Source organism: Sphingomonas sp. SP5, from assembly GCF_058313455.1.
This window is the reverse complement of record NZ_JBZFLF010000001.1, coordinates 434,431-450,930: the sequence shown is the minus strand read 5'-3', so window position 1 is coordinate 450,930 and position 16,500 is coordinate 434,431. Positions and strand designations below refer to the sequence as shown.

16 protein-coding genes are annotated in these 16,500 nt (G+C 69.3%); 4 read left to right on the top strand and 12 right to left on the bottom strand.

Annotation, left to right across the window (positions count from 1 at the left end):
* Window positions 1-11 precede the first annotated feature (11 nt).
* The 3 genes from AC4GY7_RS02070 to AC4GY7_RS02060 form a co-directional block, all read right to left on the bottom strand.
* Window positions 12-779, bottom strand: a complete 768-nt coding sequence (locus AC4GY7_RS02070; RefSeq protein ID WP_491111740.1) for an SDR family NAD(P)-dependent oxidoreductase — start codon at window positions 777-779, stop codon at window positions 12-14.
* A gap of 153 nt (window positions 780-932) precedes the next feature.
* Entirely contained in the window at window positions 933-1,961 is a 1,029-nt protein-coding gene (locus AC4GY7_RS02065) for an aldo/keto reductase (RefSeq protein WP_491111739.1), read from the bottom strand.
* Window positions 1,962-1,974: 13 nt separating this feature from the next.
* The gene (locus AC4GY7_RS02060) at window positions 1,975-2,307 is read right to left on the bottom strand and encodes a carboxymuconolactone decarboxylase family protein (RefSeq protein ID WP_491111738.1); all 333 of its coding nucleotides are present in this window, start codon (window positions 2,305-2,307) and stop codon (window positions 1,975-1,977) included.
* 341 nt (window positions 2,308-2,648) lie between these two features.
* Between AC4GY7_RS02060 and AC4GY7_RS02055 the strand changes: the two genes are divergently transcribed.
* From AC4GY7_RS02055 to AC4GY7_RS02040, 4 genes are read left to right on the top strand one after another with little or no spacing between them, the layout of a single operon-like run.
* Entirely contained in the window at window positions 2,649-4,430 is a 1,782-nt protein-coding gene (locus AC4GY7_RS02055; RefSeq protein WP_491111737.1) for a thiamine pyrophosphate-requiring protein, read from the top strand.
* A 1-nt stretch (window position 4,431) separates the two neighbouring features.
* Window positions 4,432-5,334 carry a hypothetical protein gene (locus tag AC4GY7_RS02050; RefSeq protein ID WP_491111736.1) on the top strand — a complete coding sequence of 301 codons (903 nt, stop codon included), beginning with the start codon at window positions 4,432-4,434 and terminating at the stop codon, window positions 5,332-5,334.
* Window positions 5,327-5,956, top strand: a complete 630-nt coding sequence (locus tag AC4GY7_RS02045; RefSeq protein ID WP_491111735.1) for a gluconate 2-dehydrogenase subunit 3 family protein — start codon at window positions 5,327-5,329, stop codon at window positions 5,954-5,956. The genes AC4GY7_RS02050 and AC4GY7_RS02045 overlap by 8 nt, the downstream gene beginning before the upstream one ends.
* On the top strand, window positions 5,946-7,589 hold the full coding sequence (locus AC4GY7_RS02040; protein ID WP_491111734.1) for a GMC family oxidoreductase: 1,644 nt from the start codon (window positions 5,946-5,948) through the stop codon (window positions 7,587-7,589). Before AC4GY7_RS02045 ends, AC4GY7_RS02040 begins: the two co-directional genes overlap by 11 nt.
* Before the next feature lie 158 nt (window positions 7,590-7,747).
* Here AC4GY7_RS02040 and AC4GY7_RS02035 read toward each other — a convergent pair whose 3' ends face one another.
* The 9 genes from AC4GY7_RS02035 to AC4GY7_RS01995 all read right to left on the bottom strand — a co-directional run bounded on the left by AC4GY7_RS02035 (window position 7,748) and on the right by AC4GY7_RS01995 (window position 16,500).
* Window positions 7,748-8,629 carry an SMP-30/gluconolactonase/LRE family protein gene (locus AC4GY7_RS02035; protein ID WP_491111733.1) on the bottom strand — a complete coding sequence of 294 codons (882 nt, stop codon included), beginning with the start codon at window positions 8,627-8,629 and terminating at the stop codon, window positions 7,748-7,750.
* Window positions 8,630-8,739: 110 nt separating this feature from the next.
* Window positions 8,740-9,744, bottom strand: coding sequence for a P-type DNA transfer ATPase VirB11 (gene virB11, locus AC4GY7_RS02030; protein WP_491111732.1), 1,005 nt, complete (start codon window positions 9,742-9,744; stop codon window positions 8,740-8,742).
* The gene (locus tag AC4GY7_RS02025; RefSeq protein WP_491111731.1) at window positions 9,741-10,886 is read right to left on the bottom strand and encodes a TrbI/VirB10 family protein; all 1,146 of its coding nucleotides are present in this window, start codon (window positions 10,884-10,886) and stop codon (window positions 9,741-9,743) included. The genes virB11 and AC4GY7_RS02025 overlap by 4 nt, the downstream gene beginning before the upstream one ends.
* Window positions 10,883-11,569, bottom strand: coding sequence for a TrbG/VirB9 family P-type conjugative transfer protein (locus AC4GY7_RS02020; RefSeq protein ID WP_491111730.1), 687 nt, complete (start codon window positions 11,567-11,569; stop codon window positions 10,883-10,885). The genes AC4GY7_RS02025 and AC4GY7_RS02020 overlap by 4 nt, the downstream gene beginning before the upstream one ends.
* A 5-nt stretch (window positions 11,570-11,574) precedes the next feature.
* Window positions 11,575-12,267, bottom strand: a complete 693-nt coding sequence (locus AC4GY7_RS02015; protein ID WP_491111729.1) for a VirB8 family type IV secretion system protein — start codon at window positions 12,265-12,267, stop codon at window positions 11,575-11,577.
* Entirely contained in the window at window positions 12,264-13,463 is a 1,200-nt protein-coding gene (locus tag AC4GY7_RS02010) for a type IV secretion system protein (RefSeq protein ID WP_491111728.1), read from the bottom strand. Before AC4GY7_RS02010 ends, AC4GY7_RS02015 begins: the two co-directional genes overlap by 4 nt.
* Window positions 13,460-15,820, bottom strand: a complete 2,361-nt coding sequence (locus tag AC4GY7_RS02005; protein WP_491112077.1) for a VirB4 family type IV secretion/conjugal transfer ATPase — start codon at window positions 15,818-15,820, stop codon at window positions 13,460-13,462. The genes AC4GY7_RS02010 and AC4GY7_RS02005 overlap by 4 nt, the downstream gene beginning before the upstream one ends.
* Window positions 15,821-15,858: 38 nt before the next feature.
* Window positions 15,859-16,143 (bottom strand): VirB3 family type IV secretion system protein, encoded by a 285-nt coding sequence (locus tag AC4GY7_RS02000; RefSeq protein WP_491111727.1) that lies wholly within the window; start codon window positions 16,141-16,143, stop codon window positions 15,859-15,861.
* A gap of 24 nt (window positions 16,144-16,167) precedes the next feature.
* Window positions 16,168-16,500, bottom strand: a complete 333-nt coding sequence (locus AC4GY7_RS01995) for a TrbC/VirB2 family type IV secretion system protein (protein ID WP_491112076.1) — start codon at window positions 16,498-16,500, stop codon at window positions 16,168-16,170.

Here is a 16,500-nt window from a genome sequence, read left to right as displayed (position 1 = left end):
GACGGGCGGCGCTACGGCAATCCCACGCCGGTCAGCGCCGCCAGCGTTGCAAGCAGCCGATCCTGAAACGCGGGATCGGTCACTTGTACCGCCGGCTGCTGGCGGTGGAGGTCGTGCCAATAGCCGCCGCTGGTCAGCGCGGCCGGATCGTCGGTCACTGCCAGCCAGCTCTGCGTGCGTGCGCCGGTGTCGATATCCACCGGCGCACCCGCGCCGCCCATGCGCGTGCGCACCCAGCCCGGATCGACGGCGTTGCTCAGCACGTCCGGCCAGCGCCGGCCAAGCGCATACGCCAGGGCGACGATATGCAGCTTGCTTTCGGCATAGGCGCGCGCGGCGTGCCACTCGCGTGAAGTCCAGTCGATATCATCAAGCGGCCCCTCGCCACCGCGGTGGAGGCCGCTGCTTAGGTAGACCAGCCGATCGGGACGCTGGATGAGCGCCGTCAGCATATAGGGCGCCAGCGTGTTCACCGCGACCAGCGTCGCATGGCCTTCCGGCGTCGTGCCGCGCTCGGCCTCGGTATATAAGCCGGCGTTGTGGATCACGGCATCCATGCGGCCGATCGCATTCACCTGATCCGCGATGCCACGCACGTCGTCGGCGCGGGACAGGTCGCCGATGACGACGCCGCTCGCCTGCTCGCACACGGCACCCAGGTCGGCGGCCCGCCGCTCGGAACGAGCGTGCAGGACGACCGCGTGACCGTCGGCCAGCAGCGATCGTGCCGCCGCAAGGCCCAGGCCGTCGCTACTGCCGGTGATGAAAACCCGCGCCATGATCCATTCTCCTGCTAGGGCGACCGGCCGCCGTCGATGACCGTCGCCGCACCGGTGACGAAGCCGCCGATGCGCGACGCCCCCGAACAACCACCGCTATCGATGCCGGCCATCAACGACGATCCGACACGTTCGGTCCCATCGTCGCCCTCCTCACCCTTCGGTGCTCGTCGCGAGCGGCGCCTCGCGACCCACCATCGCCATCTGCTGCGGCGCATAGCGATCCCCTGCGGCTTCCAGCCCGCCGGCGCTCTCGTCGATCGCAGCGAGATCGGCCGGGGTCAGCGTGATCGCCGCCGCGCCGACGTTTTCCTCCAGCCGGTGCAGCTTGGTCGTGCCGGGGATCGGCACCACATAGGGCCGCTGCGTCAGCAACCAGGCGAGCGCCACCTGTGCGGGACTGGCGCCCTTGTCGGCGGCGACGCGGGTCAGCAGATCGACGAAGGCCTGGTTCTTCGCCATCGCTTGCGGAGCGAAGCGCGGCGTCGACGCGCGGAAGTCGCCCTGCGGCAAGGGCGCATCCTTACCGATCGCACCGGTCAGGAATCCCTTGCCGAGCGGACTGTACGGCACGAACCCGATGCCGAGTTCGTCACAGGCCGCCAGGGTGCCATTCGTCTCCGGCGCGCGCCACCACAGGGAATATTCGTTCTGGACCGCCGTCACCGGTTGCACCGCATGGGCACGCCGCAGCGTCTGAACGCCGGGCTCCGACAGGCCGAAATGCTTCACCTTTCCCTCGGCGATGAGGTCGCGGACGGTACCCGCGACGTCCTCGATCGGCACCTCGGGGTCGACACGGTGCTGATAGAGCAGGTCGATCGATTCGACCCCCAGCCGCTTCAGCGAACCCTCCACCGCACGCCGGATGCGGTCGGGATGGCTGGAGAGGCCGCCACGATTCTCGCCGGTGTCGGGATCGATGTCGAAGCCGAACTTGGTGGCGACGACCACCCGGTCGCGGATGCCCCGCAATGCTTCGCCGACCAGTTCCTCGTTGACGAACGGGCCATAGACTTCGGCGGTGTCAAGGAAGGTCACGCCCCGCTCGAGCGCGGCATGGATCAGCGCGACGCCCTCCTGTTTCGACACGGTGCTGGCATAGCCGAAGCCCATCCCCATGCAGCCGAGGCCGATGGCGGAGACGTGAAGGCCGCTGCGGCCGAGTTCGCGCGTCTGCATGATCGTATGTCCTTTATTGATCGTCGGTGGCATCGGCGTCGGCGAACACCTGCCGCAGGATGCCGATGGCGGTGCTGGCGGTCGGCCAGCCCGAATAGAAGGCGAGGTGGGTCACCGCTTCGACCAGTTCGTCGCGCGTGACGCCGTTCTCCAGCGCGGTCTTGCAATGGAACGGCAACTCGTTGACGCGGTACAACGCCACCAGGCTGGCGACGGTGACGAGGCTGCGATCGCGCGGCGAAAGGCCCGGCCGCCGCCATATGTCGTCGAACAGCACCTGATCGGTGATCTCGGTCAGGCGAGGCGGGATATCGCCCCATGGCGCACGCATAGTTCGATCGGACATGGCAGGCGGCTCCTTCGTGATCCGAACACGAAGATAGGTGTTCAGGGATTGCCGCATTAGGACCTGGAAAGCGCATGTGCTTGTGAGGCAGGCTCAACAAATATCGTGTAGCCGTTTCGCGCCCGCGCGGCCGCTATCCACGGCATCCCGTTCTTTTCAGGCTTTTAAATGATGTTCGTGCCGTAGCGACACGACAGGCCGACAAGCGACTGAGCGTCACTCCTCCGGCCGAACAAACAGACCGCGCCGAACCTCCGTATATATCCTGATGCGACATTTCTTGCGGAACTGGGTCGCTGATTTCAGGGTTATGTCGGAAAAGGTCAGGAGAGGTGTGTCGGATGTCGCAGAACGTCGCCGAATATGTCTGGGCGCGCCTTCACGAATGGGGATTGACGCGGGTCTTCGGTTATCCGGGCGACGGGGTCGGCGGCCTCGACGTGGCGCTCGAGAAAGCGCGCGATGTCATGCACTATACGCAGGTTCGCCATGAGGAGATGGCGGCGTTCATGGCGTCCGCGCATGCCAAGTTCACCGGCCAGCCGGGGCTGTGCTACGCCACCTCGGGTCCCGGTGCGATACACCTGCTGACCGGCTTGTACGATGCCAAGATGGATCACATGCCCGTCGTGGCGATCGTCGGCCAGCAAGCGCGCAGCGCGCTGGGTGCCAATTACCAGCAGGAGGTGGACCTCCAGCATCTGTTCGCCGACGTCAGCGAATATGTCGTGACCGCGGTGGTGCCGGAACAGGTGCGGACCTGCATCGACCGCGCCGTCCGCATCGCACAGGCCAAGCGCGCCGTTACGACCGTCATCATACCCAACGATTTGCAGGAGGCGACGTACCGCGAGCCGCCGATGGCCCATGGTGCGACGCATACCGGGGTCGGCTATCCGGGCACCGCAAAGATCCCGGACCAGGGCGACCTTGAGCGTGCCGCCGCCATCCTGAACGAGGGCAAGCGGGTCGCCATACTTGTCGGCGCCGGAGCGCTGCATGCGACCGACGAGGTGATCGCGGTGGCCGATCGGCTGGGCGCCGGCTGCGCCAAGGCGCTGCTCGGCAAGGCGGCGCTGCCCGATGACCTGCCGTGGGTGACGGGGCAGATCGGCCTGCTCGGCACCAAGCCGAGCTGGGACCTGATGAAGCAATGCGACACGTTGCTGATGGTCGGCTCCGCGTTTCCCTATAGCGAGTTCCTGCCGGAACCCGGCGCCGCACGGGGGGTGCAGATCGACATCGACGGGGCGAACCTGTCGCTGCGCTATCCCATGGAATATAATCTCGTCGGCGACAGTCGCGAGACGCTCAAGGCCCTGCTGCCGCTGCTGCACGAGAAGACGGATCGTTCATGGCGCGACGGCATCGAGCAGGGTGTCGCGGATTGGTGGAAGGTGGTCGAGGAGCGGGCGATGATGCCTGCCGAACCGCTCAATCCGCAGCGCATCTTCCACGAACTGTCGCCGCTGCTGCCTGACGGCGTGATCCTGACGGCGGACTCGGGCACCGTCGCCGACTGGTATGCGCGCGATATCCGGATGCGGCGCGGCATGATGGGGTCGCTGTCCGGCGGGCTCGCCTCGCTGGGTGCGGCGACGCCTTATGCGATCGGTGCCAAATTCGCCTTTCCGCACCGTCCGGTGATCGGCTTCATCGGCGATGGAGCGATGCAGATGAACGGGCTGAACGAGATGATTACCGTCGGGAAATATTGGCGGGAGTGGGAGGACCCACGCTTCATCCTGATGGTTCTCAACAATCAGGATCTGAACCAGGTGACGTGGGAAGAGCGCGTGCAGCTCGGCGAGGGCAAAACGCCGTCGACCCAGACCATCCCGGATTTTCCATACCACCGTTATGCCGAGCTGATCGGCCTCAAGGGCATCTATTGCGACGATCCGGACCGTGTCGCGGATGCGTGGCGTGAGGCGCTGACCGCTGATCGGCCTGTCATCATCGAGTTCCGCGCCGATCCCAACGTGCCGCCATTGCCGCCGCATATCGGCATCAAGGACGCGAAGAACTTCATGACGATGATGCGGGACGAACCGGAATTGGGTTCGGTGCTGAAGGAAAGTGCGCGACAGCTGTTCGCGCGGCTCCTGCCCGGCGACAAGTGACATGGCACGCAGCAAGAGGGCGTCGGGCGATCGGCACGTCGCGGTCCCCCGCGCCGCCGCGCGATCCGAGGTCGCGCAGCGCAAGGTCGTGATCGGCGCGGCGCGGCAACTCAACCGGGCGGCCGGCATGATCGCCACATCGGTACTGATCGACAGCGCGATGGAGCATTATCGCGGCAACTTCCACGATCGCGCGATGTGGACGCCGATCGTGGTGGCCACGATGTCGCTCGGCGTCAGCGTGCATGGCGTGGCCGATCAGCGCAACGAGGCCCATGACGTTCGCGATGGCAGCTATGCGGCGGCGGCACTCACCGGCGTGATCGGCACCGGCTTCCACATCTACAACGTCACGCGCGAGGTCGGCGGCTTCAGCTGGCAGAACCTGTTCTATCGCGCGCCGTTGGGGGCACCGGCGGCACTGACGCTCTCAGGCATCGTCGGTGTCCTTGCAGAGCGCGTGCGCGATAATCCGCCCGGCCAGCCGGAGATGGTGTTCGGCCGGCCGGCCGGGCAGGTGATCGCCCTCGGCACCGCTGCCTCGCTGCTCGCGACGACGGCAGAGGTAGGCCTGCTCCACTTCCGCGGCGCGTTCCACAATCCGGCGATGCTGCTGCCGGTGACGATGCCGCCGATCGGCGCGGTATTGCTCGCCGCTGCCGTGGCGACCGAGGCACCCGCGGTACGGCGCGTCGCGGGTGCCTGGATGGTGGCGACGGCGGTGATGGGCGTCGCGGGCGTCGGCTTCCATGCCTATGGCGTGTCGCGCAACATGGGCGGGTTCCGCAATTGGCGGCAGACGATGTTCGCAGGGCCGCCGCTGCCGGCACCGCCGTCGTTTACCGGGCTGGCGCTCGCCGGGCTGGCCGCGCTCGCCCTGATGGGGAGGCGCCGCGATGCATGAGCCGCCGCGCTTCCCCGGATACAGCACGCTGGCGAAAGCGGATACGCCCTCATGGAACGCGCGCACCCGCGCGGTTATCGAGGAGCGGCTGGCCACCCCGGCGCAGCCGCGCTTCTTCACGGCAGACGAGTGGGGAATCGCCGATGCGCTGTGCCAGTCGGTCATCCCCGGCGAGATCACACCACCCCTGGTCGCGCTGCTCGACGCGCATCTGCTCGCCGCGGGAGACGAGGGCACCCGTGACGAGGATATGCCCTGGCCCGGCGAGGCATGGCGGCAGGGACTGTGCGCGCTGGATGCACAGGCGAAGGCCAGCGCGGGGTGCGGTTTCGTCGCCCTGTCGGCCGCGGATCGCGATGCGATGGTCGCCGCCATGGCCACCGGCCGATTGAACTGGCATGAGGTCGACGCCCGCCGCTTCTTCGAACGGCGCGTGCTCGCCGATGTGCCGCCGCTATTCTACGGCCTGCCGCAGGCCTGGGACGAGACCGGCTTCGGCGGCCCTGCCAGCCCGCGTGGCTATGTCCGCCTGGATGGCGATCGGCGCGATCCATGGGAGGCGGCGGAATGGCGCCGCGACGACGATGGCGCGGCGGAGCGGGAGAATCGTCATGTGGTCTGATCCGCGTAAGGGACCACGGGCGACCGGCGGCCGCGCGCCCGATATCTTCACCCCTGGCGGCTGGACGCCGATGCGCGAATATCGCGAGGACGAGGCGGTCGATTTCGTCATCGTTGGCACCGGGGCAGGCGGCGGCACGCTGGCGGCCTTGCTGGCGGAACAGGGCTTCTCCGTCGTCGCCTTCGACGCCGGCGGCTATTTCCGCCCGCTCGACGATTTCGCCTCGGACGAAACGGCGCAGGAACAGCTCTATTGGAACGACCGCCGCGTCGTCGCCGGTGCCGATCCGGTGAAGATGGGCGGCAACAATTCGGGCAAGGCCGTGGGGGGATCGACCGTCGACTACGCCATGGTCGCACTGCGGTTTCGGCCCGAATGGTTCAAATCGCGCAGCCTGCTCGGTTATGGCGCCGATTGGCCGATCGGCTGGGAAGAGATGTGGCATTGGTATGCCGAGGCCGAACGCCAATTGAGCATCGCCGGCCCGATCTCCTATCCATGGGGCCCGAAGCGGCCCCGGTATCCCTATCGCGCGCACGAGCTCAACGGCGCCGGCAAGCTCTTGGCCCGTGGAGCGAAGGCGACCGGGATCGAATGGACCGAAACGCCGCTCGCGACGCTATCGGCGCCACACTCTTTTGGGCCGGGGATGAGCCCGCCCTGCGTCTATCGCGGCTTCTGCCGGTTCGGGTGTTCCACCAATGCCAAACGATCGGCGCTGACGGTGTTCCTGCCGCGTGCGCTGGCCGCCGGCGCGGAGATCCGCGATCTCGCCATGGTCGGACGGATCGAGACGGGACCCGACGGCAAGGCGACGGGCGTCCACTATCACCGCGACGGGGCGTGGCGTTTCCAGAAGGCTTGCAACGTCATCGTCGCAGGCTATGCGGTGGAAACGCCGCGGCTGCTGCTGAACTCGGCGGACGACGGGCTGGGCAATTCGTCGGGGCTGGTCGGCAAGAACTTCATGACCCAGTCCAACGCCGCAGTGTGGGGGCGGATGGACGAGCCGGTGCGCTGGTACAAGGGGCCGCCCAGCCTCGCGATCACCGAACATTGGAATTACAACGACGACAAGGATTTCCACGGCGGCTATCTGTGGCTGGGGCAGGGACCGCTGCCGATCGAATGGACCTCGGTGCTCACCGGCGCGCGCGGCCTCTGGGGCCAGCCGCTGCGTGACGCGATGCGCGACTATAACCACATGATCGGCGTGAAGATGGTCGGCGAATGCCTGCCGGACGAGCGCAACACGGTGACGCTCGCCGACGATGTCGACCAATATGGCCTGCGCGTCGCCAAGGTGACGTTCGGCTGGGGCGACAACGACAAGGCGATGATCGACCATGCGCTGGGCCGGATGCGCGCATCGATCGACGCGATCGGGGCCCACGACATCTTCGAGCAGCCCGAGGATACCAACCACCTCGGCGGCACGGTGCGGATGGGGGACGATCCGGCGAAAAGCGTGGTCGACGCCGATGGCCGCAGCTGGGACGTCCCGAACCTGTGGGTGTGCGACGGTTCGGTGTTCCCGACGGTCGGCGGCGTCAATCCGTCGCTGACGATCTACGCGCTGGCCATCCGCATGGCGCATCGCATCGGCGTGCTGAACGCGCGCGGCGATCTGTAGGCCGACCCCCGGATGACGTGACCAGTAACCGCGCGTGCCGAGCCTGTGGCAGCACAGGTGATACTCATGCCTTGTACGGTGTCGCTCAGGGGCAGGCTTCGACAGGCTCCGGGCGGACGGGGTTCGCGGGAGCAATGCCACGTCATCCGCACCCTTGGTCAGCGCACGATGTACGGCCGCGCGATCCCCCGTTCGCCCGGCACCAGCCGCAGCAGCGCGCCGGCATGCGGCTCGGCCTGTTTCTCGGCGGCGGTCATGCCGTCCGAAGCGCTGGTGACGTAGAGCGTCGCCATCTCGTCCCCCGCGAAGCAGGGCATTGTTGGTTGGCGCGCCGGCATGGCGATATCGCGATCCATGGTGCCGTTGGCGTGGAATCGGCGTAATTTGCCGCCGCCGTGCAGGGCGGTCCAATAGCCGCCGTCGCGATCGATCGCCGCGCCGTCGGGGATGCCGTCGGCCGCATCCACCGTCGCGAAGACGCGGCGGTTGGACAGGCGGCCGCCGTCCGCGTCATAGTCGAAGGCGATGATCTCTCCCCGATAGCTGTGCGAGAGGAAGAAGGTGCCGCCGTCCGCGCTCCACGCCATACCGTTGTGCAGCGTCGCCGCGTCGGGTTCCTCGCGAAGGCCGCCTGCCAGCGTGAAGCTGTAGAGCGAATCGGGCCGGCATGCCGCGTCGCCGGCGATGGGATCGAACATCACGCCGATCCAGAAGCGGCCGGTAGCGTCGCACGCCCCTTCGTTGAAGCGGAACAGCGCCGGGTCGAAGGGTGGCGGAGCAAGCAGCGCGAGATCGCCGCTGGCGAGGTCGAGCCGATGCACGCCATGCCGCAGCGCCACGACCGCGCCGCCGTCTTCGGTCAATGCGAAGCCACCGACATCGCTGGTCAGGGGCCATGTCCGCTGCGCCCCGTCGCCGAGCGCGAAGCGATGGAGCGCGGGTGCCTTCACATCGATCCAGTAGACCGCGTTTTCCGCCGCGACCCAGGTCGCCGATTCACCGATCGTCGCGCCGGCTTCCAAAGCGATCTCGATGGACATGACGAGCCTCTCCCTGCTGTACCCGTCTCAACCCGGACCGTCGATGGCGCGTTCCCCGATAAACATCGCGGCGCGATATTTCCAGTCAGCCCCGCCCGGCCGGCCGCGGGTCACCCCTCCGCCGCGGCCCAGCGGATTTCGCGCACGGTGCGGACATTGTTCGTCCGATCGAGTTGCACGAACACATCCACCACCTTGCGGACATAGGCGGCGACATCGGCACGGGAGAGGCGAATGCCCGCCTCCAGCACCAGCAATGCGAGCTGTTCGATCGCCAGGTCCGGGCTGTCGGCATGGATGGTGGTGATCGAGCCGGGATGACCGGTGTTGACCGCGCGCAGGAAGGTGAAGGCTTCCGCCCCGCGCAATTCGCCAAGCAGGATGCGGCTCGGTCGCATGCGCAGCGAGGCTTGCAGCAACTGTTCGGCGGACACGTCGCTTTCGCCCTGCGTGCCGCGCACCGCCACCAGGCCGAGGACGTTGGGCGCATCGAGGATCAGCTCCGGCGTGTCCTCGATCGCGATCAGCCGTTCGTCGGCCGGGATCTCGCGGATCAGCGCGTTGGCGAAGGTCGTCTTGCCGCTGGCAGTGCCGCCGGCGATCAGGATCGTCTTGCGCGCGCGCACCGCGGCGCCGAGGAAGCTTGCGTAATCGCCCGCGGCGTAGAGGGCGCGCAATGCTGCATCTGCGGGCGGCGCATGACAGCGCGTGGCGGCAAAGGCATCGGAGCGGCGATAGTCGGCAAGGGTCAGCGGCGCGACGGCGGGTTTGCGGATGGCGATGGCGATGCCGCCGCGGGTTGCCGGCGCTGCGATCACCTGCACCCGCTCGCCGCCGGGCAGGCTCGCTGCCATCAGCGGGTGTGCACGGCTGATCCCCTGATGCGTGGTGCGGGCGATCTGCCGCACGAGGCTCCACAGCGCATCCTCGGTCAGTTCGGGAACGGCGTGGCGGCGGCTCGCATTGCCGAGCCGGTCGATCCACACCTCGCCCGGCCGGTTGACGTACAGGTCGGTAACGTCGGGCGCATCGAGCAGCGGCCTCAGCCGCGCGAGGAAGGCGTCGAGATAATCGGGCGGCGGCGGCACGACGGCGGTCGGTGCGAGGGCGGTCATCGCCACCCCGGCACGCCGGAGAAGTCGAGATCGCGGGCGACGAACACCGACACCGGCTGCCCGGCCTTCACCAGGATGCTGCGGCGGGGTTCGGGGGCGGGCAGCACCTGCGTCATCGCACCGCCGGCGGGGCCGATGATGACCGTGCTGCCGTTGCTGCGCGAGGCGAGATTGACGCCGACGTTCAGCGCCGACTGGAGCACGGCGGTGGCGAAGCGTTGCAGGAAGTTGGTTTCGACCCGGCCGGGAATGCCGCTGCCGCCGAGCCGGTCGGCCGCCGGCGAGTCGATGCGCACCGCCACGCCATCCGGCCGCACCAGCCGGGACCAGGTGGCGAGCACCCGCCGCTGGCCGCTCTGCACGTCGGCACGATATTCGCCGGTCAGGCGCGATCCGCGCGGGATGAGAACGCGCTTGCCGTCGAAGCCACGCACATCCTCGCCCACCACGGCGCGGATCAGGCCGGGGCGGGTCGAATCGATCGGCGTTTCCAGCGTTGCGGCGACCATCGTGCCCTCCGGCACCAGGCTGGCGCGGTTGGCGATCAGCGTCGCGCGGATCGGGCGGGACGTGTCGGCCGTCGGACCCGTCGCCGCCCCATCGCGCGGCGCGGCGCCGTCGCGATCGATATCGATAACCAGCGGCGTATCCGCGGGGCGGTCGCCACCCGCCTGCGCCGCGACGCTGCGGAACGGCTGGCCCGGCACATAGGGCGGCGGCATGGTCGCAGGAGCGGACGCACCCGTCATCGGATAGCGCGTCGGCGCTGCCAACGGCGGGAGTCCCGCGGAGGCCGGCGGTTGCGCGGCATAGTGCGGGCGTACTGCCATCGGGTTCGTCGCCCGCCATGCGCCGCCCGGCCGCGAACGATCGTCCGTCACCGCCGGGGCAGGTCCGGACGACGGCAAAGACGCCAGCCGCAGCGGCGGCGCGGAGGCGAAGGTGGCGGTGCCGCTGGTGGCGAGCAGCGACCGTTCGCCCGCGCCCCGCCGCAGATCGAGCGTCAGGAACAGCAACGCCGCTCCGATCGCGGCCAGCCCGACGATCGCACCGGTCGGCAGGCCGCGCGCCGGCATGGCGACCACCGGCGTTCCGTCATCGGGCCGATCGATCGCCGCCGGTTCGGTGAGCGGGCGCGTCATCGACCTTTGCCCGCGACGATACGGCGGGCGGTCGCCGCGGCGGAACCGGCGACGAAGCGATAGCCGGGCCAGATCGCGTCGATCACCGAACACTCGCTTTCCGTCCGGCTGTTGACCAACCGCTCCTTGTCCGAGGCGTCGCGGGCGAAGATCGCAGGGATGGCATCGCGCACGGGCCAGCAGATGCGCGTCACCCGGCCATCGTCGGACATCGCGGTCGGCCGCAGCCGCCGCGCACCCGACAGGCGATAAAGGCCGGGCGCCTCCGCCACCGCCACGACGGGCGAGGGGCGAGACGCCGCCGGGCCACCCGGCCCGTAATCGAAGCGTAGCGAGAACACCGTATCGGGATCGCCCGCTCCGCCCGCGGTCAGCAGGAAGCCGTAGTGGCGCTGATCGGTCACCACCTCCAGATTGGTGGTGCCGCCGTCCTGCAGGGCGCGGATGAACAGATGGTCGCCGCGCTTGTTGGCGGTGACCTGCCAGCCGGCGGGATTGCCGACCGCGACATTCTCGATCCGCTCGTCGGGCGCGAACGCCACCGTCGCGACGAAGCCGGGGGCGATGCGCAGCGGCACGATCCGGCCCGCGTCATAGGGTGCCGACTGGATGTGCGGGTCGGGCGCGGCGACCTGCGCGCTCGCCATGCCTGCCACGGCGGCGAGCAGGGATGCGGCCAGCATGCGGGTCACATCACGTCTCCCTGATCACGCGGAGCCAGCGTCTCGGCATCGCGGCGGTAGGAGGTGACCTGGAAGCCGAGCGGATTGACCAGCTGATCCGCAGCCGTCATCCGCCCGTCGGCGAAGCGGAAGCCGATCACCGCGGCCCAGGATCGTGCGCCGATCGCGCCCCCGTCGCGCGCTTCGGTCACCGTTTCGAAGCGCACCATCGCGGTGCGCGGCGACAGCAGCGATACGCTCTTGATGTGCACCGCCACCGTCTGCCCCTGCGGCAGCCGCAGCGCCGGGCTGTCGGGATTGCGCGGGTCGATCGCGGCGATGTAGCTCGCCCGCGCCTGTCCCGATGACCACAGGGTCACCTTGCGATAGTTCTGGGCCAGGGTGGCACGGTCATATGCCTCGCGCCCCTCGACATATTGGGCGAGCAGCGAATCGAGCAGCGCGCGATCGGCGCGGATGCGGCGCGGGGCGGCGGGATCGACCACCTGCGTGTAGCCGGTGGTGCGGTCGACCAGCATCGCGACCGTCGCCGTCGTCTTGAGCGGCATCAGCAGGACGAGCGCGATCCCCTCCAGCAAGGCGATGGCGGCGATGCCGCCGACCGCATACCAGGCGAGGCGCCGCGACCGCCGCAGCGCGTCCTCGCGATCGTGCGCCCATGCCCCGGCGCTTCGATAATAGTCTGCGGCATCGGTCATCGTGTGATCCTGTCGGAAGGCCGAAGGTTCGGCAGCCCGCGGCGCGCAGCGTCGGGCGCGATCGGCGCGGCATGCGCCATGGTGGTCGGATGGCGGGAGAGGACGGCGGAGCGCGGCGCCCCGCGGTCATGCTCGATCGTCGTCACGCGTGCCGGGTCGCTGCGCCGGGCCGCCTGGCTGAGCGCGTCCGCGACCGAGGCGGCGTGCGAACGCTGGGGCGGTGGCGGCGCAGCCGGAAGCGTGACGGCGCCGGCGAACGCCTCAGCGCCACCGGGCGGGGACCATGACGGCGCGTGCTCGCCGGCGAACGGCGGGGCGGAGAGGTGCTGGCGGACCCAGTGGCGCGCCGGCAGCATCACGAGCGCGGTAACGCGATGCGCGGCGCACAGGATGGCGATCGACACCAGCGCGAAGACACCGATGACCGCGATCATCGCGGTATAATCGGGCGTGCCCGTGCCGGCACTGGCGGCGATCGGCTCCAGCGCCTCCAGTTGCAGCGGCAGGACGATGGCAATACCGGCGAGGCCCAGACCCAGACCGGCAACGGCACGCAGCCAATTGACGAACGCCCCGGTCGTCGCCTGGAACAGCAGCGTCAGCGCCGCGAACGGCCCGATCGCCAGCAGCAGCGCCAACGCCATCCGCAGCGCGATCCAGGGGCCGACCGTCGCCACCACGAACAGGGTGGCGGCGCTGCGCTGGCCTGAATCGCTGGTCGCCTGCGCAGGCATGGCGGCGCGGGGCGGTCCGCCCCTTGCCAGCCGCCCGCGCGTTTCGGGATCGAGCCGGATGACCGTGTAGAGCCGATCGAGCCGCGCCGGCAGATCGCCGCCGGCGATCCCCGCAGCCTCGGTGAGGCGGCCGGACAGTTCGAACGGCCCTTCGGTCGCGACGCGGTAGACGAGCGTGCCATAGGCGCCGACGCTGCCCGTCAGGGTGATGGCGAGGGCGAGCCGCACGACTTGCCCCAGAACGTGGCCGAGGTCCGGCGTCCGCCCCGCCAGCAGGCGATAGCCCTGGATCGCGACGGCGATCGTCAGCGTCGCGGTCAGGATGGTGGCGAACCAGTCGCCCTGCCCGATCGCCTGATACCCCGCCCAGCCGAGCGCATCCGCGCGGCAGTCGGCCCAGCCGAGCAGGTCGGCGATCGGCCGCTCGCCGCCCGACGGGGGCGTGCAGGCGCCCGGCGTCATGGCTGCATCGCCAGCAACCGCGGCATCCAGGCGGTGGGATCGTCGCCGACCTCGGCCCGCAGCGTGTCGAGCTGCCGCACCGAGCGTTCGCGGCCCGACAGGATGGTCAGCATCTCGGCCTCGCCCGACAGGTCGAGGCGGGCGACGACGCTGTGCTTGCCGTGGCGGATCAGGAAGGCGTGCGCGCCGGGCGGCATCGCGCGCACCAGCTCATGTTCATGCGCGGTGAGGCCGAAGCCGCCGCAATAATCCTCCGCCCGCGCCTTGGGATTGGGCATGAAGATCTGGGTCGCCGCCTGCTCGACGATCGCCGCGGCGATGCGGCTTTCCAGCGCGTCCTCGGCGCTCTGCGTCGCGAAGCCGACGATGCCGTTGCGCTTGCGGATCGTCTTTTCCCAGTCGCGGATCCGGGCGACGAAGGCGTCGTCGTCCAGCGCCTTCCATCCTTCGTCGACGACGATGATCGTCGGCGTGCCGTCCAGCCGCTCCTCGACCCGGTGGAACAGGTACATCATCGCCGGCGTCCGGGTGATCGGATCGTCGAGGATATGCGTCATGTCGAAGCCGATGACCGGCGCGTCGATCGACACGTGATCCTCGACATTGTCGAACAGCCAGGCGTGCTGCCCCGCGCCCCACCAGGGCTGCAACCGGCTGAACAGGTCGTCGGCATGCGGCCGCCGCGCGCCGCGCAGCAGCTGCGCGAACGAGCCGAGGCGGCGGTATTCGCGCGGCGCGGCCATGTTGATCGCGATCCCCTCGCGCAGCGTCGCCACCTCGTCAGCCGACAGCGCGCGGTCGGCGGCGAGCAGGCGCGACAGCCAGTCGAGCAGGAACAGGCGGTTGGCGGGAGTATCGGGCAGCAGCAGCGGGTTGAGCCCGGCGGGGCTTCCCGGCCGCAGCACGTCGTAATGGCCGCCGATCGCGCGCAGGAACAGTTCGGAGCCGCGATCCTTGTCGAAATAGGCGATGCGCGGGCGGTGGCGGCGCGCCTGGGCGAGCAGGAAGTTGAGCACCACCGTCTTGCCCGATCCGCTGGGGCCGATGATGGTGAAATTGCCGAGGTCGCCTTCGTGGAAGTTGAAATGGTACGGCCCGGCGGCGGTCGTCTCCAGGATCGCCACCGCCGGCCCCCAATGATTGTGCGCGGCGCGTCCGACCGGGAAGTTGTGCCAGCTCGCAAGACTGGCGAAATTGCGGGTGGAGATGAGGGCGCGGCGGGCGATGAAGGCGAAATTGCCGGGGAACTGACCCCAGAATGTCGCCTCCAGGCCGATATCCTCGCGCACCGCGATGATGCCGAGGTCGGCGAGCGCGGCCTGCACCTCGGCGGTGCCGGCGTCGACCTCCTGCTGCGTCGCGCCGTGGACTGCGACGGTCAGGTGATGCTCGCCGAAGCCTGCGCGGCCGGAGGCGACCGCATCGCGCGCCTGCTCCAGCTCGCCGCGCAGCCCCAGCGCTTCGTCGTCGGCGGCGCGCATCCGCCGCACCGACAGGTTGATCCGGCCGAGCGCGGCGCCGCGCTCGACGAAGGCGAAGCTCTGCGTCACCGTCATCTCGAACGGCAGCCGCATCAGGCCGTCGAACATGCCGGGCGCGGTGCGCGCGGGGTAATCCTTGATCGAGACGATGCCGACGAAGCGCCGGTCGAAACCGGCGGCGGGCGCGAGTTCGGCGGTGCGCGCGCCGAAGCTGACCCGGCGATAGGGCAGATATTCGCCCACGTCGCCGGCCGGCAGCCGCACCGGCTGCTCCTCGCCATTGTAGAGCGCGGCGAGATATTCGAGCGGCTCCGAAAACAGCGCGCCGTCGCGACCGTAGGTGGACAGCAGGCGCGGGCCATAGGCGGAGAGTGCGGCGACCAGCGCCTCGCGCGCGGCGTTCAGCGCCTGCAGTTCGGCCGCGCGGGTCGCCGCCTGCCGCTCGCGGCGCTGGCCGAGCAGCGGCGCGCCGGACCGCGGCCGCCACGCGCTCGCCGGTGGCCGGCGGAGGATCGCGACATACAAAGCGTTGCCGTACAATCGCCGCGTCGCCAGCCGTTCGCTCCAGCGTTCGTCGACGAATTCGCTGAACACGTCGTCGAACCGGCCGGGCAGCGTGGAGGGCAGGCGGCGGCGCAGGATGTGGTGATAGAGCGCGAACCGCGACGAGCCGACGGCTTGCAGCATCGCGTCGCGCAAGCCCTTGCGATAGTCGATTTCGCTGCTGTCGGCGGTTTCGAACAGGAAGCCGTCCAGCCGCAGCACCTGCATCAGCCGCCCGTCGCGCAGCAGCACGGTATGATCGTCGATCTGCGCGCGATAGGGCAGGCGGCTGCCCGCCGAGGTTTCGCGCGCCGCAGCACCGGGCGGCAGCATCGACGCCGCGGCAGGCGATGATCGGGAGGCGAGCGCGCTCACGGCCGGTACGAATTGCAGCGCCACAGCGCGAAATTGCGGTTGCGCGGCGTGCGGCGGATGCGGACCAGCCAGATGTCGATCAGCCGCGGCTCACGCAGGCAGGCGAGCCAGCCCGCCGCATGCACGCCAACGCCGACCAGCAGCGCCCAGAACGATCCCGTCACCAGAAACAGCTCGGCGACGAAGATGCCGTTGCCGATCAGGAAACCATAAGGGACGCCGAGCAGCATCTGCGGCCGCGTCAGGCCCTTGAACACGACATCGCTGCCGACCCCGTCCATCGCCGTCTCCCCCGCGCCGCGCGCTCAGAGGCCGCTCTGGGCAGCGGACTGGATGCCGCCGACGATGCTCGCCGCGCCGAACAGGATGAAGCAGCCGACGACGACGGTGACGCCATAACGCCAGTTCAGCCGGCCGGTCAGCATCAGCAGCCCGACCGTCGCCACCGCGATCACCGCGACGGTGGTGGCCACCGTGCCGAGCAACGTCCCCTGCAACCAGTTCACCGCACCGACGATCGCACCCGACCCTTGCGGATCGGCGCCGTAATCCTGCGCGCCGACGGGGCTGGCGATGCCCAGCAGGGCGGCGATGGTGGCGGCGGCGAGGGTGACTGGGCGGCGGATGATCGGCTGCAT